The organism is Pararhodospirillum photometricum DSM 122, assembly GCF_000284415.1.
In the GTDB taxonomy this organism is placed as follows: Bacteria; Pseudomonadota; Alphaproteobacteria; order Rhodospirillales; family Rhodospirillaceae; genus Pararhodospirillum; species Pararhodospirillum photometricum.
This window is the reverse complement of the sequence record NC_017059.1, coordinates 2,933,303-2,949,454: the sequence shown is the minus strand read 5'-3', so window position 1 is coordinate 2,949,454 and position 16,152 is coordinate 2,933,303. Positions and strand designations below refer to the sequence as shown.

Annotated in this window: 15 protein-coding genes and 2 pseudogenes; 11 read left to right on the top strand and 6 right to left on the bottom strand. The window is 61.8% G+C overall.

The window, feature by feature from the left end; genetic code table 11:
* Positions 1-35: 35 nt before the first annotated feature.
* Positions 36-746: a DUF502 domain-containing protein gene (locus RSPPHO_RS13205; protein WP_014415715.1), complete on the bottom strand. Its 711-nt coding sequence runs from the start codon at positions 744-746 to the stop codon at positions 36-38.
* Positions 747-852: 106 nt separating this feature from the next.
* On the opposite strand from RSPPHO_RS13205, the gene RSPPHO_RS13200 reads away from it, so the two are divergent.
* Complete coding sequence (locus RSPPHO_RS13200; RefSeq protein ID WP_041795537.1) at positions 853-1,374, top strand: thermonuclease family protein; 522 nt, start codon at positions 853-855, stop codon at positions 1,372-1,374.
* A 325-nt stretch (positions 1,375-1,699) separates the two neighbouring features.
* Here RSPPHO_RS13200 and RSPPHO_RS13195 read toward each other — a convergent pair.
* Together RSPPHO_RS13195 and RSPPHO_RS20175 are read right to left on the bottom strand one after the other, a co-directional pair.
* Positions 1,700-2,977, bottom strand: a pseudogene (locus RSPPHO_RS13195) (methyl-accepting chemotaxis protein); the annotation flags it as partial.
* Positions 2,978-3,379: 402 nt separating this feature from the next.
* On the bottom strand, positions 3,380-3,523 hold the full coding sequence (locus RSPPHO_RS20175; RefSeq protein WP_157879243.1) for a hypothetical protein: 144 nt from the start codon (positions 3,521-3,523) through the stop codon (positions 3,380-3,382).
* Positions 3,524-3,674: 151 nt separating this feature from the next.
* Between RSPPHO_RS20175 and RSPPHO_RS13190 the strand changes: the two genes are divergently transcribed.
* The 4 genes and pseudogenes from RSPPHO_RS13190 to RSPPHO_RS13175 all read left to right on the top strand — a co-directional run bounded on the left by RSPPHO_RS13190 (position 3,675) and on the right by RSPPHO_RS13175 (position 7,162).
* Positions 3,675-4,649 (top strand): aspartate carbamoyltransferase catalytic subunit, encoded by a 975-nt coding sequence (locus tag RSPPHO_RS13190; protein ID WP_014415712.1) that lies wholly within the window; start codon positions 3,675-3,677, stop codon positions 4,647-4,649.
* Positions 4,636-5,937: a dihydroorotase gene (gene pyrC, locus RSPPHO_RS13185; protein WP_041795535.1), complete on the top strand. Its 1,302-nt coding sequence runs from the start codon at positions 4,636-4,638 to the stop codon at positions 5,935-5,937. The genes RSPPHO_RS13190 and pyrC overlap by 14 nt, the downstream gene beginning before the upstream one ends.
* Positions 5,930-6,541: pseudogene (gene plsY / locus RSPPHO_RS13180) on the top strand (glycerol-3-phosphate 1-O-acyltransferase PlsY); the annotation flags it as partial. The gene pyrC and the pseudogene plsY, both read left to right, overlap by 8 nt.
* A 282-nt stretch (positions 6,542-6,823) precedes the next feature.
* Positions 6,824-7,162: a hypothetical protein gene (locus RSPPHO_RS13175; RefSeq protein ID WP_014415709.1), complete on the top strand. Its 339-nt coding sequence runs from the start codon at positions 6,824-6,826 to the stop codon at positions 7,160-7,162.
* On the opposite strand, the gene RSPPHO_RS13170 is transcribed toward RSPPHO_RS13175, so the two are convergent.
* Positions 7,163-7,582 (bottom strand): RrF2 family transcriptional regulator, encoded by a 420-nt coding sequence (locus RSPPHO_RS13170; protein WP_041797432.1) that lies wholly within the window; start codon positions 7,580-7,582, stop codon positions 7,163-7,165. It lies immediately after the preceding gene.
* 121 nt (positions 7,583-7,703) lie between these two features.
* Between RSPPHO_RS13170 and hcp the strand changes: the two genes are divergently transcribed.
* The 6 genes from hcp (at position 7,704) to RSPPHO_RS13140 (ending at position 14,404) form a co-directional block, all read left to right on the top strand.
* Entirely contained in the window at positions 7,704-9,353 is a 1,650-nt protein-coding gene (hcp, locus tag RSPPHO_RS13165; RefSeq protein ID WP_014415707.1) for a hydroxylamine reductase, read from the top strand.
* A gap of 449 nt (positions 9,354-9,802) precedes the next feature.
* Positions 9,803-10,777: a hypothetical protein gene (locus RSPPHO_RS13160; protein WP_157879242.1), complete on the top strand. Its 975-nt coding sequence runs from the start codon at positions 9,803-9,805 to the stop codon at positions 10,775-10,777.
* A 122-nt stretch (positions 10,778-10,899) separates the two neighbouring features.
* Entirely contained in the window at positions 10,900-11,466 is a 567-nt protein-coding gene (rfbC, locus tag RSPPHO_RS13155) for a dTDP-4-dehydrorhamnose 3,5-epimerase (RefSeq protein ID WP_014415705.1), read from the top strand.
* A 168-nt stretch (positions 11,467-11,634) separates the two neighbouring features.
* Positions 11,635-11,898, top strand: a complete 264-nt coding sequence (locus tag RSPPHO_RS13150; RefSeq protein WP_242390498.1) for a FeoA family protein — start codon at positions 11,635-11,637, stop codon at positions 11,896-11,898.
* Positions 11,886-14,177 (top strand): Fe(2+) transporter permease subunit FeoB, encoded by a 2,292-nt coding sequence (feoB, locus tag RSPPHO_RS13145; protein WP_014415702.1) that lies wholly within the window; start codon positions 11,886-11,888, stop codon positions 14,175-14,177. Before RSPPHO_RS13150 ends, feoB begins: the two co-directional genes overlap by 13 nt.
* Positions 14,178-14,188: 11 nt before the next feature.
* The gene (locus RSPPHO_RS13140) at positions 14,189-14,404 is read left to right on the top strand and encodes a FeoC-like transcriptional regulator (protein WP_041795530.1); all 216 of its coding nucleotides are present in this window, start codon (positions 14,189-14,191) and stop codon (positions 14,402-14,404) included.
* 66 nt (positions 14,405-14,470) lie between these two features.
* On the opposite strand, the gene RSPPHO_RS13135 is transcribed toward RSPPHO_RS13140, so the two are convergent.
* The gene (locus RSPPHO_RS13135) at positions 14,471-14,758 is read right to left on the bottom strand and encodes a FeoA family protein (protein WP_014415701.1); all 288 of its coding nucleotides are present in this window, start codon (positions 14,756-14,758) and stop codon (positions 14,471-14,473) included.
* On the bottom strand, positions 14,755-16,095 hold the full coding sequence (locus tag RSPPHO_RS13130; protein WP_014415700.1) for a diguanylate cyclase domain-containing protein: 1,341 nt from the start codon (positions 16,093-16,095) through the stop codon (positions 14,755-14,757). Before RSPPHO_RS13130 ends, RSPPHO_RS13135 begins: the two co-directional genes overlap by 4 nt.
* Positions 16,096-16,152: the final 57 nt, after the last annotated feature.

The following is a 16,152-nucleotide window of genomic DNA, read 5'->3' as shown; positions in this document are numbered from 1 at the left end:
CCACGCCTCCCCAGCCTTGCCTTCCTCCCAAAACCTCAGGCGTCGCTACGCGAGGTAAAAAACGGTTTTTCCCGTTCCTCAGGAGGCCGACGGTCCGGCGGGGTAAAGATCCCACCAGAAATCACCATTTTGATCCCATCCTCGACCGGCATGTCGAGCACCACCAAATCCCGGCGAGGCACAAATAACAAAAATCCAGACGTGGGATTAGGCGTGGTCGGCAGAAAGACGTTAATGACTTCATCCTCGGTCAAGTTTTGCACCTCTCCCTCGGTCACGCCGGTGATAAAAGCCAGCGCCCACAGGCCAGGGCGCGGGTACTCAACCAGGACCACCTGACGGAAAGCCGCCGACTGCTGCGCCAGAACAGTTTCGACAATCTGCTTGAGGGCCCCGTAGATGGAGCGAATCACGGGTACCTGACCAACAATTCCCTCTCCCGTGCGCACCAGGAGACGGCCCATGTATCCGGCAGTAAAGGCGCCGACAAACGTCAGTGCCGCCACTAGAACCACCAGCCCAATCCCCGGCAGCGGCAGCGAGAACTGGTAGGTGGTGGGCAACATGCCGATAATCCAGCGGTCGATGGCCTGCATGAGAGTCCAGGCCACGAACAACGTGATCGAAATGGGGGTGGTCACCAAAATACCGGCGATAAAATAGGCACGCAGGCGACCGGTCAGGGTCATGTGAACCCGCTGCCGTCCATCCCCAGGGCCATCGGCCCCTGTTCTTTCGTCGCTCATGCGGTTTTTCCTAAACTATGACTCGGCCTATGTCTTCGTGCCCCGGGACTGGGACACCGCCCCATGATACAAGTATAGAGGCGGTAACGAAATGGGAGACCCTCACATGATGTATGGCCTTTTTGTCCGACGGGCCTTGTTGGGCGGGCTGATGGCGTGGGCCATCGCCGGGGTTGCAACGGCCGCTGAGGAAATAAAGGGCCCTGCATGCGTCAGCGATGCCGGGCACCTCTCGATCAACGGCAAGCGGTCTTACGGCACCTGCCAGGGGGGCACGCCCGTGACTCTCTCGAACCTTGAGGCCCCTCCCCTGGCCCAGAGTTGCACCACCCCCACCGGCCAGGACTGGCCCTGTGGCCGCTGGGCCGCGTACTTCTTGCTGGAAATGGTCAAGAACAGAACCGTGACATGCCGTGTGCGCGGCGAAGACGCCCAAGGCAACAAGGTCGCCCTGTGTCTCGTGGAGCGCCTGGAGATCAATCAATCCCTGGTCAACCAGGGGTGGGCTCTGGCCGCCGGGACCGAGGGCCGCTACTACGATGCCCAAGATCAGGCCAAGACCCAAAAAGCCGGCCTGTGGCAAGGCACTTTCCTACGGCCCAGCGAGTGGTTGGCTCGAAATAAATAATACTAGAGCCCCACGGGAGCCCTGGACGGTCCTTATGAGGGCCCCTCTGCCGCCGCTGGCGGGGTTTGGGGCCGTGGCGTCGTGGATTTGACAGCCCTCGCCGCAGCGCTCCCCTGACGGCCCCTATTGTGCCAGCCCTCGGGCGGCTTTTTGGGTTTGACCCAGGGCATCCTCGGCTTGGCGGACCGCATTGACGATACGCCCCATGTTCTGTGTAATCCCCCCAACCGCATCGGCGGCCCGTTCGCATGTTGGCCGACGTATCGCGGGTGACGACGCTTTGCTCCTCGACCGCCGAGGCAGTACTGGACACAAGGTCCTGAACCACGCCGATAGACTTACCAACGCCCTCCAGGGCGCCGACCACATCCCCGGCAATCCCCTGAACGCTTTCGATTTCCCGGGTAATCTGCTCGGTGGCGCGGGCGGCCTGATTGGCGAGATTCTTGACCTCCTGGGCGACCACGGCAAAACCCTTGCCCGCCTCGCCGGCCCGGGCGGATTCGATGGTGGCGTTCAGGGCCAGAAGATTGATCTGCCCGGCGATATTCTGGATCAACCCGACGATGCCGCCCATGGCGACCGCGGCCTGGGACAAAGCCTCGGTCGATTGGCCGGCCTGCCCGACCTGATCAAAGGCCGCATTGGTCGCAGCCAGCGACTGGCTCATGTTGCGCGAGATTTCGGCGATGGAGGCGGCGAGTTCCTCCGAGCTAGCGGCCACGGTCTGCATGGTGGTGGTGGCCTCACCCGCGGCCCGGCTGGCGGCCTCGGCCTCATTGGTGGACTGATGCACTGCGTGGTCGATATCGGTCAAATTGACGTCGATCAAGGTCTTGAGATCGGCCAGCAATCGAACCTGAGCGGTGACGTCGGCCGCAAACTTGACCACCTTGATGGGGTGGCCCGCCAGATCGAACACCGGATTATAGGCCCCTTCGATCCAGACCTCACGCCCCCCTTTGCCCAGCCGCCGATAGCGGCCGGCCTTGAACTCGCCGCGGCGCAGGGCGTCCCAGAACTGCTGATATTCGCGGCTGTCCCGGAAGGCAGGCTCGACAAACAAGGAGTGGGAACGTCCCTTGATCTCGTCGAGGGTATACCCCATCGCCTTGAGGAAGATGTCGTTCGCAGTGAGAATCGTCCCGTGCAGGTCGAATTCGATCACGGCTTGGGATTTTTCAATGGCCATGACCTTGCCGCGTAGTTCGCTGAAGGTCTGACGTGACGCTGTGATGTCGTTGGCATACTCGATGATTTTGAGGATTTCGCCACGATCCGAGACAACGGGGCTATAGGAGGCTTCGACCCAATGTTCTCGCCCATCCTTGCCAAGACGACGCACCTGGGCGTGCTGGGGGTCACCGCGCCGCAGCGCCTCCCACAATGCCCGGCTCTCAGCCCCGTCACGCTCGCCAGAGGGCAGGAAAATTCCGTAGGGCTTGCCAACAAGTTCGGACAAAGCGTACCCAAAAAGCCGTAAAAAAGCCGGGTTGGCCTCGAGAATCACGCCATCGGCCGAAAACTCGATACACGCGAACGTTTTGTCGAGGGCCGCGAGAACGGCCTGGGCTTCACGCGCTTTACCGACACCGAAAAACATCGTGTGCTCTTCCTTCAAAGCCACAAGGAAGCGCCTCTCTTGTGGCGAGCGGGCCCGAATCTGAAACGCCCCTCTCGCTCCGCACTCCCGGAGCCACGCGGGGACAACAGCGACGCAAGAGGAATTATGCACCGGATAGCACAGCGCACCAACCCGAATTGAGGATATAAATGTATATTTTTGTCTCTAATAAAAAGGTGGGGCGATCAAAAAGGAGAGAGCCAGCCCCCTTATAAAGCCCCTTCCCTCTGAAAAAGAGACATTTTATTTCTAGAATAGCTTGGCGAACGCCAAAAATGACTTCGCCCCCTCTGATTTGAGCGAGGCGATGTCATTTCTGTTTCGAAACAAAAATCATCCCGAGCAGATCTTGCTCGGCACCCTTAGAAGGAAACATCCCCCTCACCAAGACAAGGTACCAGCCGCCGCGACTAAAGCCATTCCCAGTCCGCCCCCCAAAATCATAAGGGCTGCCGGCATCACCGCACGGGTGACAGGCCCTCCCAACCGATTGATCCCCAGATGATCCAGCCAGCGCGTTCTCATGGTGCGGTCCTCCCCGAAACGACTCTGATGTGGCCCCCCACAGGGCTTGAGTGTTTTTGTAGGGGAAACGCCGCCGCCAGACAGTGACGCTCCGCACAGGGGCCTTGCTTTTCGTTGCCGGCCCCGCCCGCCCGGCCTATAGTTTGCCATCATGAGCGCACCAACGATTCCCGACTATCGCCACCGCCATCTTTTGGGCATCGAGGGGCTGTTGCCCCACGAGATCACGGCCCTGCTTGACCACGCCGATCGCTACGTAGGCAATACCCGCTTGCCTGATCGCAGCCAAAGCGTGTTGTATGGCGGTACCGTCATCAACCTTTTTTTTGAAAACTCGACACGCACGCGCACGAGTTTCGAGGTCGCGGCCAAGCGCCTGGGCGCGGATGTGATCAATATGCAAGTGGCCTCCTCCAGCGTCTCCAAGGGGGAAACCCTGATCGACACGGCGGTCACGCTGAACGCCATGCACCCGGACATCTTGGTGATCCGGCACCCGGAATCCGGCGCGGCGGCCTTGCTGGCGCAAAAGGTCAATTGCGCGGTGATCAACGCGGGCGACGGCAGTCACGAGCATCCCACCCAGGCTCTCCTCGATGCCCTGACCATTCGGCGGCGCAAGGGACATTTGAGCGGTCTGGAAGTGGCGATCTGCGGCGATGTCCAACATTCCCGGGTCGCCCGCTCGAACATCCACCTGCTGACCACCATGGGAGCCAACGTGCGGGTTGTTGGTCCGCGCCCCCTGGTGCCCTCTGGCATGCGCCAGTTGGGGGTGAGTGTCCATTACGATTTGCGCGAAGGCCTGCGCGACGCCGACATCATCATGATGTTGCGACTGCAAAATGAACGCATGTCGGGCAATGTTTTGCCCAGCGTGCGCGAGTATTTCCGCTTTTTCGGCCTTGACCGCGACAAGCTGGCCCTGGCCAAGCCCGATGCCCTCATCATGCATCCGGGCCCGATGAATCGCGGGGTCGAGATTGACTCCGATGTTGCCGACGACTTCGCGCGAAGCGTAATCCGCGAACAGGTCGAGATGGGAGTGGTGGTCCGCATGGCGGTCCTGGATGTTCTGTGCGCCCAGTTGCGCCGTTCCGAGGGAGGGGCGCATGGCCCAGCGTGATCCTGGCCGCGTGGCCTATGTCAACGCCCGCCTGCTGGACCCGGCGACCGGAGTCGATGGGCCGGGTGGCGTGTTGACCGAGGGCGAGCACATTACCCAGGTTGGGCCCGAGGTCAGCGCGACCACGGTGCCGGCCGGAACCCTGGTGGTGGACTGCCTGGAGGCCTGCTTAGCCCCGGGCCTAATCGACATGCGCGTACAACTGCGCGAGCCCGGCCAGGAGCACATGGAAAGCATGCGCTCGGCGGGCCAGGCGGCGGTGGCCGGGGGCATCACGTCCTTGGTCTGCCTGCCCAACACCGATCCGCCCATGGACGACGAGGCCACCTTGGAGTTCGTGGCCCGGCGCGCCCGGCTGGCTGGTCTGGCCAAGGTGTATTGCTACGGGGCCTGCACCAAGGCCCTGAAGGGCGAGGCCCTGACCGAGATGGGCATCATGGCCGAATCCGGCGCGGTCGCGTTCACCGATGGCGTTAAGGCCATTGCCAGCGCCCAGGTCATGCGTCGGGTGCTGTCCTATGCTTCGACCTTTGACCTGCTGGTCATGCAGCACCCCGAGGAGCCGAGCTTGGCTGGGGGGGTGATGAACGCGGGCATGGTGGCCACTCGTATGGGGCTGGCCGGGATCCCGCGTGAGGCCGAGATCATCTTGCTTGAACGCGACATGCGTCTGGTGGCCATGACCGGAGGGCGCTACCACGCCGCCCACATCAGCACGGCCGAGAGCGTGGAGATCATTCGCCGAGCCAAGGCCCAGGGCCTGCGGGTGACCTGCGACACCGCACCCTTTTATTTCGCGCTCAACGAGCTGGCGGTGGGCGACTACAAGACTTTTGCCAAGCTCTCGCCCCCCTTGCGCGCGGAAGCGGACCGGGAAGCCATTGTCGCGGGCTTGCGCGATGGGGTGATCGACTGCATCGCCAGCGACCACTCTCCCCAGGACCAAGACGCCAAGCGCCAGACCTTCGCGGCGGCTGCCTTCGGCGCGGTCGGCCTGGAAACCTTGCTCCCGGTGTCCCTCGATCTGGTCCACACGGGCCAGATGTCCTTGCTGGATGTCTTGCGCTGTCTGACCGTGGCCCCGGCCCGGCTTTTAGGCCTGGACGCCGGACGGTTGCGCGCGGGTGCCAAGGCGGATCTGGTGATTTTTGACCTTGAGCGTCCCTGGCAGATCCTGGCCGGCGAATTCCGCTCCAAATCCAAGAATACCCCCTTTGACGGACGTCCGGTGCAAGGGCGTGTCCTGCGCACGGTTGTCGATGGCCGAACGGTGTTCTCTCATGTTTGATCCCTCCTGGAGTGTGCTTTTGCTGTGCGGCCTTGGCGGGTATCTGCTGGGGTCTGTTCCGTTCGGGCTGGTGCTGGTGCGCTTGGCCGGCCTTGGCGACATCCGTGCCATTGGATCGGGCAATATCGGCGCGACCAATGTCCTGCGGACCGGACGCAAGGATCTGGCGCTGGCGACGTTGGTGCTGGATTCCGCCAAGGGAGCCATTGCCGCCTTGATCGCCTTGGTCTTGGCCGGTCCCCTGCCCGCCCTGGTGGCTGGCGGTTTGGCGGTTCTGGGGCATAATTATCCGGTTTGGTTGCGCTTCAAGGGGGGCAAAGGGGTTGCCACCACCTTGGGAACCTTGCTGGCCACATCCTGGCCGGTCGGTCTTGCGGCCTGCCTGACCTGGGTCGCGGTGGCGGCGGCGTTTCGCTACAGCTCACTGGCGGCTCTGGTGTGCTTGGCCCTGGCGCCGGTGTATGCCCTGTTCCTCGCCACCCCGGCCCACGCGGTGGTTTTTGCCTTGCTGGCGGCCCTGGCTTGGGCGCGCCATCATGAAAACATCCGCCGCTTGCTGCGCGGCGAGGAAAGCCGGATCGGACCAAAAGAAAACGACCCCCCGAAAACCACCCCTTACCTAAAAAGGGACGGAGGGGTCGTGGGGAGGCAAGCCTCCCCAGCCTTTTTTATGAATTAACCCCGCTTTTTATATAAACTAAAGATTATGGCGCGGATCAGATTGCCCTTGCATCCGCAGACAAAGGTCTATAAACTTTTCCCCATGAGGAGAAGACTGGATCTTTCAGCGCCCCCCTTCAACGCAGCGCACCCCTCCCCTCTTCTCCCCCAAAAAACACCCTGACGACGGCACACACGTGACGCCTGGCCTGCGGAGGTTCGGATCATGGGAACGAAGTACTATTGGAATGCCGTGGGATCCTCGGAAGCCTTGGCGGCAGGATCCAGCATCGAGATCGGCGAGAGCTGCTGGGGATGGAAATTCCTGTTCCACGGCACGGGCGAGATCCGGTCCTGGCAGGAATGGAAAAAGCTCTTGCAGCGGGGCGGAATCATTTACGATCAATACAAAAGGGTCGTCTCCTCCCGGGAGCTGTGCGAGGTCGTCGAAACGGAACGGGGGCGGGACTACACCGAATTTTGCCTCACCCGCCTGCCGCGGCCGGTCAGCCGCCCCTGGCACGACGAGGATGGTTTCCTTTTTACCGAAGACAACATGCCCTGATCACCCCGGGATTTTCGGTCGCGGCGTCGCGCACTCGGCAAGGGTCATGCCATCCAGCTCCCGAAAAAAAGCCGCTTGCGCCGCCGCCAACCGCCCCTTGAGGCGGCAGCCCGGCATGAGGGTACAAGCCCCCCCATCGGCCTGAAAACACTCCACCAAGGGTTGATCCCCTTCCAGGGCCCGAGCCACGTCGCCGATGATGATGGTCTCGGGCGATCGGGCGAGGTGAAACCCGCCCCCTGCTCCCCGGCGCGTCTGCACAAACCCCGCCGCCGCCAAATCACTGACCACCTTGGTCAAGTGGTTGCGCGATACTTTTAAATCGCGGGAAATTTCTTCGGTTGTAAACAGGCGCTCCGGCTCCCCGGCCAAACGCATCAAGGTTCGCAAGCCGAGATCGGTGAATAAGGTCAGACGCATGGCCGAGCGCTCCAAATAGGTATTTACAATGCCAGTTTCCTGGGGTCTAATAGGTATAGGAAATGCGACTTAAGGCGTCCAGAGGCGGACGCCGACGCGCTGCCGACCCAAGGAGGCTTTCATGTATTGTTACCAGTGCGAGGAAACGGCGCTGCACAGCGGCTGCACCGTCAAAGGAGTGTGCGGGAAGCGGGAAAGCACCGCGGGGCTCCAGGATCTCCTGGTTTTTGTGGTCCGTGGAATGGCTTGGTATGGCGAAGCCCTGACCGGCCTTGGCCTTGGGGATCGTACCCACGACAGCTTCATCCGGCGCGCCTTGTTCTCGACAATCACCAACGTGGGTTGGGACGACACGCGCTTCGTGGCGCTGATCGAGGAAGCCCTGGAGCGGCGCAATGCCTTGCGACGCCGTTTCCTGGAGCGGACCGGGGCGTCGTGGGCGGAACCCTTGCCCGAGGCGGCGACGTGGCACGCACCGGCGTTGGCCTTTGCCGCCAAGGCGGCCGACGTGGGTGTTTTGGCCACCGAGAACCCAGACATCCGGTCCTTGCGCGAGCTGCTGGTTCTGGGGGTGAAGGGGATTGCCGCCTACGCCGAACACGCGGCCCATCTGGGGTACGAGAAGGCCGAGATCGGCCTGTTCATCGAGCGGGCGATGGCGGCAACCTTGCGCGACCTGCCCGCCGACACGCTGGTTGCCCTGGTCCTGGAAGCGGGCCACGTGGCGATCGCGGCCATGGCCCTGCTGGACGAAGCCAATACCACGACCTATGGCGCCCCCGAGATTTCCCAGGTGGCCCTTGGGGTGCGGACCCGGCCCGGGATCTTGGTCAGCGGCCATGATCTGCGTGATCTGGAAGAGCTGCTGCGTCAGACCGAGGGAACCGGTCTCGACGTTTACACTCATGGCGAAATGCTCCCAGCCCATGCTTATCCTGCCTTGAAGAAATACCCCCACCTTGCGGGAAACTACGGCGGGGCGTGGTGGCAGCAGACCCAGGATTTCGAGGCGTTCCAAGGCCCCATCCTTATGACTACCAACTGCCTTGTTCCACTGCGCCAAGACAATACGTATCTGGACCGTCTTTATACCACTGGCGTGGTGAGTTACGAGGGGGCCCACCACGTTGCCGATCGCCCCGAGGGCGGCGCCAAGGACTTTTCCGCCCTGATCGCCCGCGCTCGTCAGTGTCCGCCGCCCACGGCGCTGGAAGCCGGCCAGTTGACCATCGGCTTTGCCCACCAGCAGGTTCTGGCCTTGGCCGGTGCCGTGGTCGAGGCTGTCCAGCAAGGGGCCATCCGGCGCTTTGTCGTCATGGCGGGCTGTGATGGCCGGCACCGGGCGCGCACCTATTACACCGAGGTCGCGCAGACCCTGCCGCAAGACAGCGTCATCCTGACCGCCGGGTGCGCTAAATACCGTTACAACAAGCTTGATCTTGGGACCATCAACGGTATTCCGCGGGTTCTGGACGCTGGCCAGTGCAACGACTCCTACTCCCTGGCGCTGATCGCCCTGGCGCTCAAGGATGCCTTCGGCCTGGAAGATATCAACGAGCTGCCGGTCTCTTACGACATTGCTTGGTATGAACAAAAGGCGGTAGCGGTGTTGCTGGCTCTTCTCGCTCTGGGGGTGAAGGGGATCCGGCTGGGCCCCAGCTTGCCCGCGTTCCTGTCGCCAGCGGTTGCCCAGGTTCTGGTCGAGCGCTTCCATCTCCGGCCGATCGGGTCCGTGGATGAAGACGTGGCGGCCATGATGGCCGGCGCTTGAGAACGCCTCGTCCCAAGGACCAAAAGATATGAGGGGTTTGGGGAGGCTGCGCCTCCCCAACCTTTTTTATAGGCGCCTTCCTTATGAGGGAAGGCCGCGCAATAGGATAAATTGATATACAAAAAATTTAAAATTCACCTAAAATAGGGGATACCCACGCGGCTTGGGGCGACAAAAATGACCATTTTTCGGGGATATCGACACCGCCTCCCCCCTTCGGCAGGAGACCGGCGAGAGTACTTTCAGCCTGGAAGCGTTTTCTCTCCCACAAAGAGACAACTGACGCAATATACCCTGACTTTTCCCGATAGGCTCCGCGCCCGATTCCCGCCCTCCCCAAAAGGCCATCCCCCAAGAGGCCCGCGGCCCCGGCCTCCAGGAGGCCCACAAGAGGGAAAACCCATGGGAAACACGGTCGAACATCTTGGGGGTGGGGAGGAGGGCCGGTGGTGATGTCTGTTTTATCGTGTGATCAGATCCTGGAAGACCTGGAGTGCCAGGGGGCGACCGATGGGGCGCCCCTTGTCTTAAGCGATAAGCACAGGCTCATCGAGATCCTGAACCCTGCGGGCCAAGTAATCCGCGACACCGATGCTCCGACCCTCAAGGTCAGAAAGATGCTGGAGGATTACTCTTTCTGCCTTACCGAGACCGCGCGGGAATACCTGGAGAGTGTGCCGATTTTTGTGGTCAACTCGGGTCAATTTCATACCTATGCGGCCCGGAGGGACCAAGGTCCTTACGTGACCATTTTCTCGGGCGTGCTGGAAGCGGCCCTGTACCGCCTGTCCCTTTCCGTTCTGGGCACCAACCTGTGCCACATGCTGCGCCGCAAGGCTCCCGACCCCGAGGGCGCGCTGGCCACCCTCAAGCCGGTGATGACCGCCGCCCGCGATTTGTCCCTGGTTCATTTCAAGAACCTTAAAGCTCTGCCCTTGTTCAGTGATATTTTCATCGACACCCACAAGCAGCAAATTGTGGATGGCATGCATGGCTGCTTGACCTATGTTGCCATGCACGAAATTGGGCACATCGCCTTGACCCATGGCCTGGGGGCCTCCTCCTATAGCCGCGAGCAGGAAATTGCTGCTGATCGCTTTGCCCTTAAGAGCATTCTACCCCGCCATCATCGTTCCTTTATTACCAACATGCTGATTGCGTTTGATCTCTATTCGGAGCTGGAGCGCAAGCTGGCTCTGGCGGCGCGCGAACCCCGAACCGTCCCTCGGGTGGACAGTATCGCTGCAACGGTAAATAGCTACCATCACGATGAGTATCTGGCGCAAACCGTGTCCTCGGTGCTGACCACCCGCTCGCGCAAAGCCCAAGAGATGGGCGAGGCCAATGATGAAGATGGCCTGAAGGCCTTGGAACTGTTGATTTCGCTCTATGACCGGGTGGATTACCTCAGCCCTGTTCATTGACCTCCCCAACAAGAGAAAAAGCTCCGCAAAAGCGGGCGCCGTTTTTCGCGCCAACGGATGACAGAAGGGGGCTGCCGGCGTAGGATCGCCGCCGCGCCCATACCCAGAGAAAGGGATCCTTTATGTCTATCCTTGTCGAAAGCCTCGCCATTCCCGAGGTCAAGATTCTTCGCCCCAAGAAGCATGGCGATGCACGAGGCTTTTTTAGCGAAACCTACACCGAGCGCGATCTGGCCGCGGCGGGCCTGACCCTCACCTTCGTTCAGGATAACCACGCCTTTTCCGCCGAAAAGGGCACGGTGCGCGGCCTGCATTTCCAGACCCCTCCCTTTGCCCAGGACAAACTGATCCGGGTGGTGCGAGGCGCCATTTTAGACGTTGCCGTGGATGTGCGCACGGGCTCGGCTACCTATGGCCAGCATGTGTCGGCCGTTATCTCGGCCGAGGCCTGGAATCAGATCCTCGTGCCCATTGGCTTTGCCCACGGCTTGGTGACGCTGGAGCCCAACACCGAAGTCCTCTATAAAGTTACCAACTACTATTCCCCCGAGCATGACAAGGGTTTGTTGTGGAACGACCCTGACCTCGGCATCGACTGGCCCATCGGGGAGGCCGACGCCATCTTGTCCGAAAAGGACAAGCGTCAACCTCGCCTCGCCGAGTTGCCCGTCTGTTTCCCCTACGTGTGAGGATACGCCCCTTTTTAAGGGGGCCGGTTTGGTTTTTAGGAGGAGCCCCGGGGCGAGATGCTGTCCCCAGGGTTTCTCGGGTCATTGACAGCTTCCCCCGTAGGGCCTAGCCTCCCATATCGCGAATGACTCGCATAATTATAATCATGGGAGAGAGAGATGGGCCGCATGGAAGATCTGCGCCCGGGCGACCGGGCGCGGGTGGTGGGGCTCGACCGAGGGGATCTTGCCTACCGCCGCCGACTGCTGGCCATGGGCCTGACCCCCGGCGTGGTCTTTGAGTTGACGCGGATTGCCCCGCTTGGGGATCCCCTTGAAATCAGGGTCCGGGGCTTCACCTTGACGTTGCGTCGGCACGAGGCGGCGATTTTGCGCCTTGAGCCCGCGCCAGGCGAGGCCTTGGCGGAGGAGGAGCGCGCATGTCCCGCGTGATCGCCCTCGCGGGCAATCCCAACTGCGGCAAAACCACCGTATTCAACGCCCTGACGGGATCGCGTCAGAGCGTGGGCAACTGGCCCGGGGTCACCGTGGAAAAAAAGGAAGGTCGGGTCAGCCTGGGGGGAGAGGACATCCAGGGAGTGGACCTGCCGGGGGTCTACATGCTGGGCGGGCTTTCTGCCGGCTCCCCCGACGAGCGGGTTGCCCGGGACTTCCTGTTGTCGCGAGAAGCCTCGCTGATCATCAACATTGTTGATGCGGGTAACCTGGAGCGCAATCTTTATCTAACGAGCCAATTGCTCGAGATGGGCCTGCCCCTGGTGATCGGCCTGAACATGATGGACATGGCGGACCGCCAGGGGCTTGGCATCGACACGAAAGCCCTGGAGCAAGCCCTGGGCTGCCCGGTGGTACCCCTGGTGGCCAACCGGGGCAAAGGGATCAGGGAGTTGAAGGAGCGGCTGAGCCGAACCCCTCCCGCTTCATCGCAGCGCCCCTCCCTGCCCCCGGAGATTACCCAGGCGATCGCGGTCTTGCGCCCCCAAATTGCCCGCGCGGCTCCCCAGCTTGATGCGGGCTGGACGGCTCTCAAGCTCTTGGAGGGAGACGCTTTTGCCGCCGATCTCCTGCCGTCCTCCCTCCGGGCCGAGGTCGCTCCCCTGAGCGCACAGATCGAGGCTGAAGCGGGCGAGGAGGCGGATATTCTCATTGCCGACAGCCGGTTTGGGTTCATTGCCACGGTCATGGAGGCGGCAACCACACGACGGCGGCGCATGTCCAAAAGTGTTTCGGCGCGCATCGATCAGGTCGTTCTTAACCGGTTTCTTGGTGTGCCGGTCTTCCTGTTCATCCTTTATCTCATGTTCTTATTTACCATCAACGTTGGTGGCGTGTTCGTTGATTTTTTTGATCAAGTCTTCGCGGCCTTCCTCGTTGATGCCCTTCCTGCTCTGCTGTCTGAAGCAGGAGTGCCGGCTCTTGGCGTGGCCCTGGCGCAAGGAGTGGGCAGCGGCTTGCAGACCGTCGCAACGTTCGTGCCCATCATCGCCTGCCTGTTCTTGTTTTTGGCCTTTCTGGAAGATTCGGGATACATGGCGCGCGCGGCCTTTGTCATGGACCGTGCCATGCGGGCCATTGGGCTCCCCGGCAAGTCGTTTGTTCCGCTGATTGTCGGGTTTGGCTGCAACGTGCCATCAATCATGGCGACACGGACCCTTGAAAACCGACGCGACCGCCTTTTGACCATCATGATGACCCCGTTTGTCAGTTGCGGCGCGCGGCTACCGGTTTTTGTTCTGTTTGCCGCCGTGTTTTTTCCCGAAAACGGACAGAACATCGTTTTTGCGCTGTATCTCAGTGGCTTGGGGTTTGCCATCGCAACCGGCCTGTTGCTGAAGGCAACCTTGCTCCCGGGCGAGCCCACCCGCTTTGTCATGGAATTGCCGCCCTATCACCTCCCCACGGCGCGCGGCATCGGGATGCAGGCGTGGCAACGGCTGCGGGGGTTTTTATTCCGGGCTGGCAAAGTGATTGTGCCCATGGTGATGCTCCTGAGCGTGTTGAACACGTTGGGCACCGATGGAAGCCTGGGCAAGGAAGATACCGAAGAGTCGGTTCTGGCCGCCGCGAGCCGAGCGCTCACTCCCATCTTTCACCCCATGGGCCTGACCGACGACAACTGGCCAGCGGCGGTGGGGCTGTTTACCGGCATTTTTGCCAAAGAGGCCGTGGTCGGCACCCTGAACGCCCTCTACGCCCGGGTCGATACCGCCCCCGACGCCGAGGACGGCACCGAACCCTCTTTGTCCGAAAAATTGCAAGAGGCCCTGGCCACGATCCCCGAGGGATTTGCCGGCCTGGGAGCCAGCCTCACCGATCCCCTGGGCTTGGGGGCGGCTCGCCAGACGGACTTGGAGAGTGCTGCCGCCACTTTGGACGTGGATGAAAGTGTGTTCGGCGCCATGGCATCGCGCTTCGATGGCGCAGCCGGTGCTTTCGCCTACATGTTGTTGATCTTGCTCTATACCCCCTGCGTCGCCGCCTCTGGGGCGATCCGTCAGGAAGCGGGGGGAGCCTGGACGGCCTTCGCCGCTCTGTGGACCACCGTCTTGGGCTATAGCGCGGCGGTGGTGGTCTACCAAAGCGCCCAGATCACCCGAGATCCCTGGAGCGCCGGTGCTTGGATTGCCGGCATCCTTGGGTTCCTTGGCCTCATGGGGGCTGTGATGGCGGCCGTTGGACGCCACCCCCGTTCCCCCCTCCTCGTCCCATAAGGAGTCAGGGCATGCTGTGTATGCAAAGTGTTCGCGCCTACATGAACGGTGTGGGCCCGGTCAGCCCCCAGGAGATCGCCGTCCATTTTGATACCTCTCCCGAGGTGGCCCAGCAGGTGCTCGACAGGTGGCTGGCGAAAGGCAAGGTTCAAGTGCGCCCTGCTGGATCTTGTTCTGGCTGTGGAAACTGCCAGTGTGGCCGTCTTTATGAGTGGATGGGTGACTAAAAAAGGCTGGGGAGGCTTGCCTCCCCAGACCCCTCCTGTCCCTTGGGCAGGCGGCCCCTGATTCGATCACGCGCCGACCAGACGCACCCAAATGTCCCGTGCGACATTGCCGCCAATGGCCAGACGGCGCCCCTCAAAATCCACCAAAACCGCCCCCCCAGGCCCCATCCCCGCGACGCTGCAAACGCGCCCCGGCGTCAGGCCCGCCGCCAGCAGTTCCTCAACGGCGCGGCCGCCTCCCCGAAAGGTGATCACGCGCACCACATCGCCCTCGCGGGCCTCCCCCAAGGGCAAGGCCCGCACCGTAACCGGGGCGGTTTGGCCCTGGCTGGTCTGCGGGGACAGATGAGTCATGCTTCCTCCTTATCGTCCTTATTGGCCTCATAAAAGTGGAACCCGTGCTTGCCTGAGCGCTTGACCACGTACATGGCCTGGTCGGCCTGCTTGATCAGAGGGCCCCCCTCACAGGTCCCGTCGCCGATCGCGATGCCAATGCTGGCCGACACCCGAAGGCTGATATCCTCGTGGAGAACGGGCCGGGCGATCTGCTCCACGAGATGGCGCGCCACCCGTCGGGCGCCGTTCTCCGCATCGTCCCCCAGCGGAGCCAACAGCACGAGAAACTCGTCGCCGCCAAGGCGAGCGACCATGTCGCCAACCCGAAGGGTGGCAGCCATGCGGCGGGCCATCTCACAAAGCAAAACATCGCCGGCATCGTGGCCGTGGGTATCGTTGACCGCCTTGAACCCATCGAGATCAATGAGCAAGACCGCGACCCGATGGCCGCCGCGCCGTGCTTGGGCCAGGGCAATCTCCAGACCTTCTTCGACCATGCGGCGATTGGGCAAGCCGGTCAGAGCATCGTGGTTGGCCTCTTGCAAGATGCGTGCTTCATGACGCTTGCGCTCGGTGATATCGAAATAGAAACCAACCAGGAAGCCCCCCCCGGCTTCGGCGCTAACGCGGGTGATACTGAGCCAGACGGCGTAGGGGGTGCCGTCTTTGTGGCGGTTCCAGACTTCGCCGCACCACAAGCCATCGCGATCGAGCGTCTGGCGCAAGGCGGCATGAAAGGCTGCGTCGTGGTGGTCGGAGCGCAGTACACTCACGGGCTTGCCCACAATATCCTCGCTGGCAAAACCCGACAGGCGGGAAAAGGCGGGATTGACGATGATGATCATCCCCCCAAGATCGGCCACAACGATCGCCTGGGGCGACCACTCCACAACGGCGGCCGCGAGACGCCGACTTTCCTCGGCATGGCGTCGCTCGCGAATGTCGCGAAAGACAACAACGGTTCCTGTGACCTGCCGCGCTTCAATAATGGGCGCGGCTACGATCTCAAGGGGAATGATCTCGCCGTCACAACCACACAAAACGACCTCGAAACGTTCGCGAGGGATGGTATCAAGAGTGGGCAAGGCGGCCATGAAGGGGAAGACTTCCTCGCCTCGCCGCCCCAAGCTGTCACGCTCCCGGCACTGGCCCAAGGTTTGCGCGGCCCGATTAAGAAAGGTCACTCTTCCCTCGCGGTCGAGACTGACGATTCCATCGGCCACGGCATCAAAGACAGCTTTGTTGAGAGCGGCTACCAAGGCCCCACTATCACTGCTGCGTGGTGCGCGCCTTGCCTTCCAGCCTGCCAGAAACCCCTTGCGGTCCGGCGTTCCCTGCTCCATTCCTGCCCTCATGTCCCACCCTTGGGCGTCGTCACCCCGGTGGGGATCAACGTCACGCGAATGCGAGAT

Coding starts and splice junctions, on each gene's coding strand:
- hcp (WP_014415707.1), top strand. CDS start 7,704: ATGTATTGTTACCAGTGCGAGGAAACGGCGCTGCACAGCGGCTGCACC.
- RSPPHO_RS20175 (WP_157879243.1), bottom strand. CDS start 3,523: ATGAGAACGCGCTGGCTGGATCATCTGGGGATCAATCGGTTGGGAGGG.
- RSPPHO_RS13140 (WP_041795530.1), top strand. CDS start 14,189: ATGCTGTGTATGCAAAGTGTTCGCGCCTACATGAACGGTGTGGGCCCG.
- rfbC (WP_014415705.1), top strand. CDS start 10,900: ATGTCTATCCTTGTCGAAAGCCTCGCCATTCCCGAGGTCAAGATTCTT.
- RSPPHO_RS13135 (WP_014415701.1), bottom strand. CDS start 14,758: ATGACTCATCTGTCCCCGCAGACCAGCCAGGGCCAAACCGCCCCGGTT.
- RSPPHO_RS13200 (WP_041795537.1), top strand. CDS start 853: ATGATGTATGGCCTTTTTGTCCGACGGGCCTTGTTGGGCGGGCTGATG.
- feoB (WP_014415702.1), top strand. CDS start 11,886: ATGTCCCGCGTGATCGCCCTCGCGGGCAATCCCAACTGCGGCAAAACC.
- RSPPHO_RS13130 (WP_014415700.1), bottom strand. CDS start 16,095: ATGAGGGCAGGAATGGAGCAGGGAACGCCGGACCGCAAGGGGTTTCTG.
- pyrC (WP_041795535.1), top strand. CDS start 4,636: ATGGCCCAGCGTGATCCTGGCCGCGTGGCCTATGTCAACGCCCGCCTG.
- RSPPHO_RS13190 (WP_014415712.1), top strand. CDS start 3,675: ATGAGCGCACCAACGATTCCCGACTATCGCCACCGCCATCTTTTGGGC.
- RSPPHO_RS13205 (WP_014415715.1), bottom strand. CDS start 746: ATGAGCGACGAAAGAACAGGGGCCGATGGCCCTGGGGATGGACGGCAG.
- RSPPHO_RS13175 (WP_014415709.1), top strand. CDS start 6,824: ATGGGAACGAAGTACTATTGGAATGCCGTGGGATCCTCGGAAGCCTTG.
- RSPPHO_RS13170 (WP_041797432.1), bottom strand. CDS start 7,582: ATGCGTCTGACCTTATTCACCGATCTCGGCTTGCGAACCTTGATGCGT.
- RSPPHO_RS13150 (WP_242390498.1), top strand. CDS start 11,635: ATGGAAGATCTGCGCCCGGGCGACCGGGCGCGGGTGGTGGGGCTCGAC.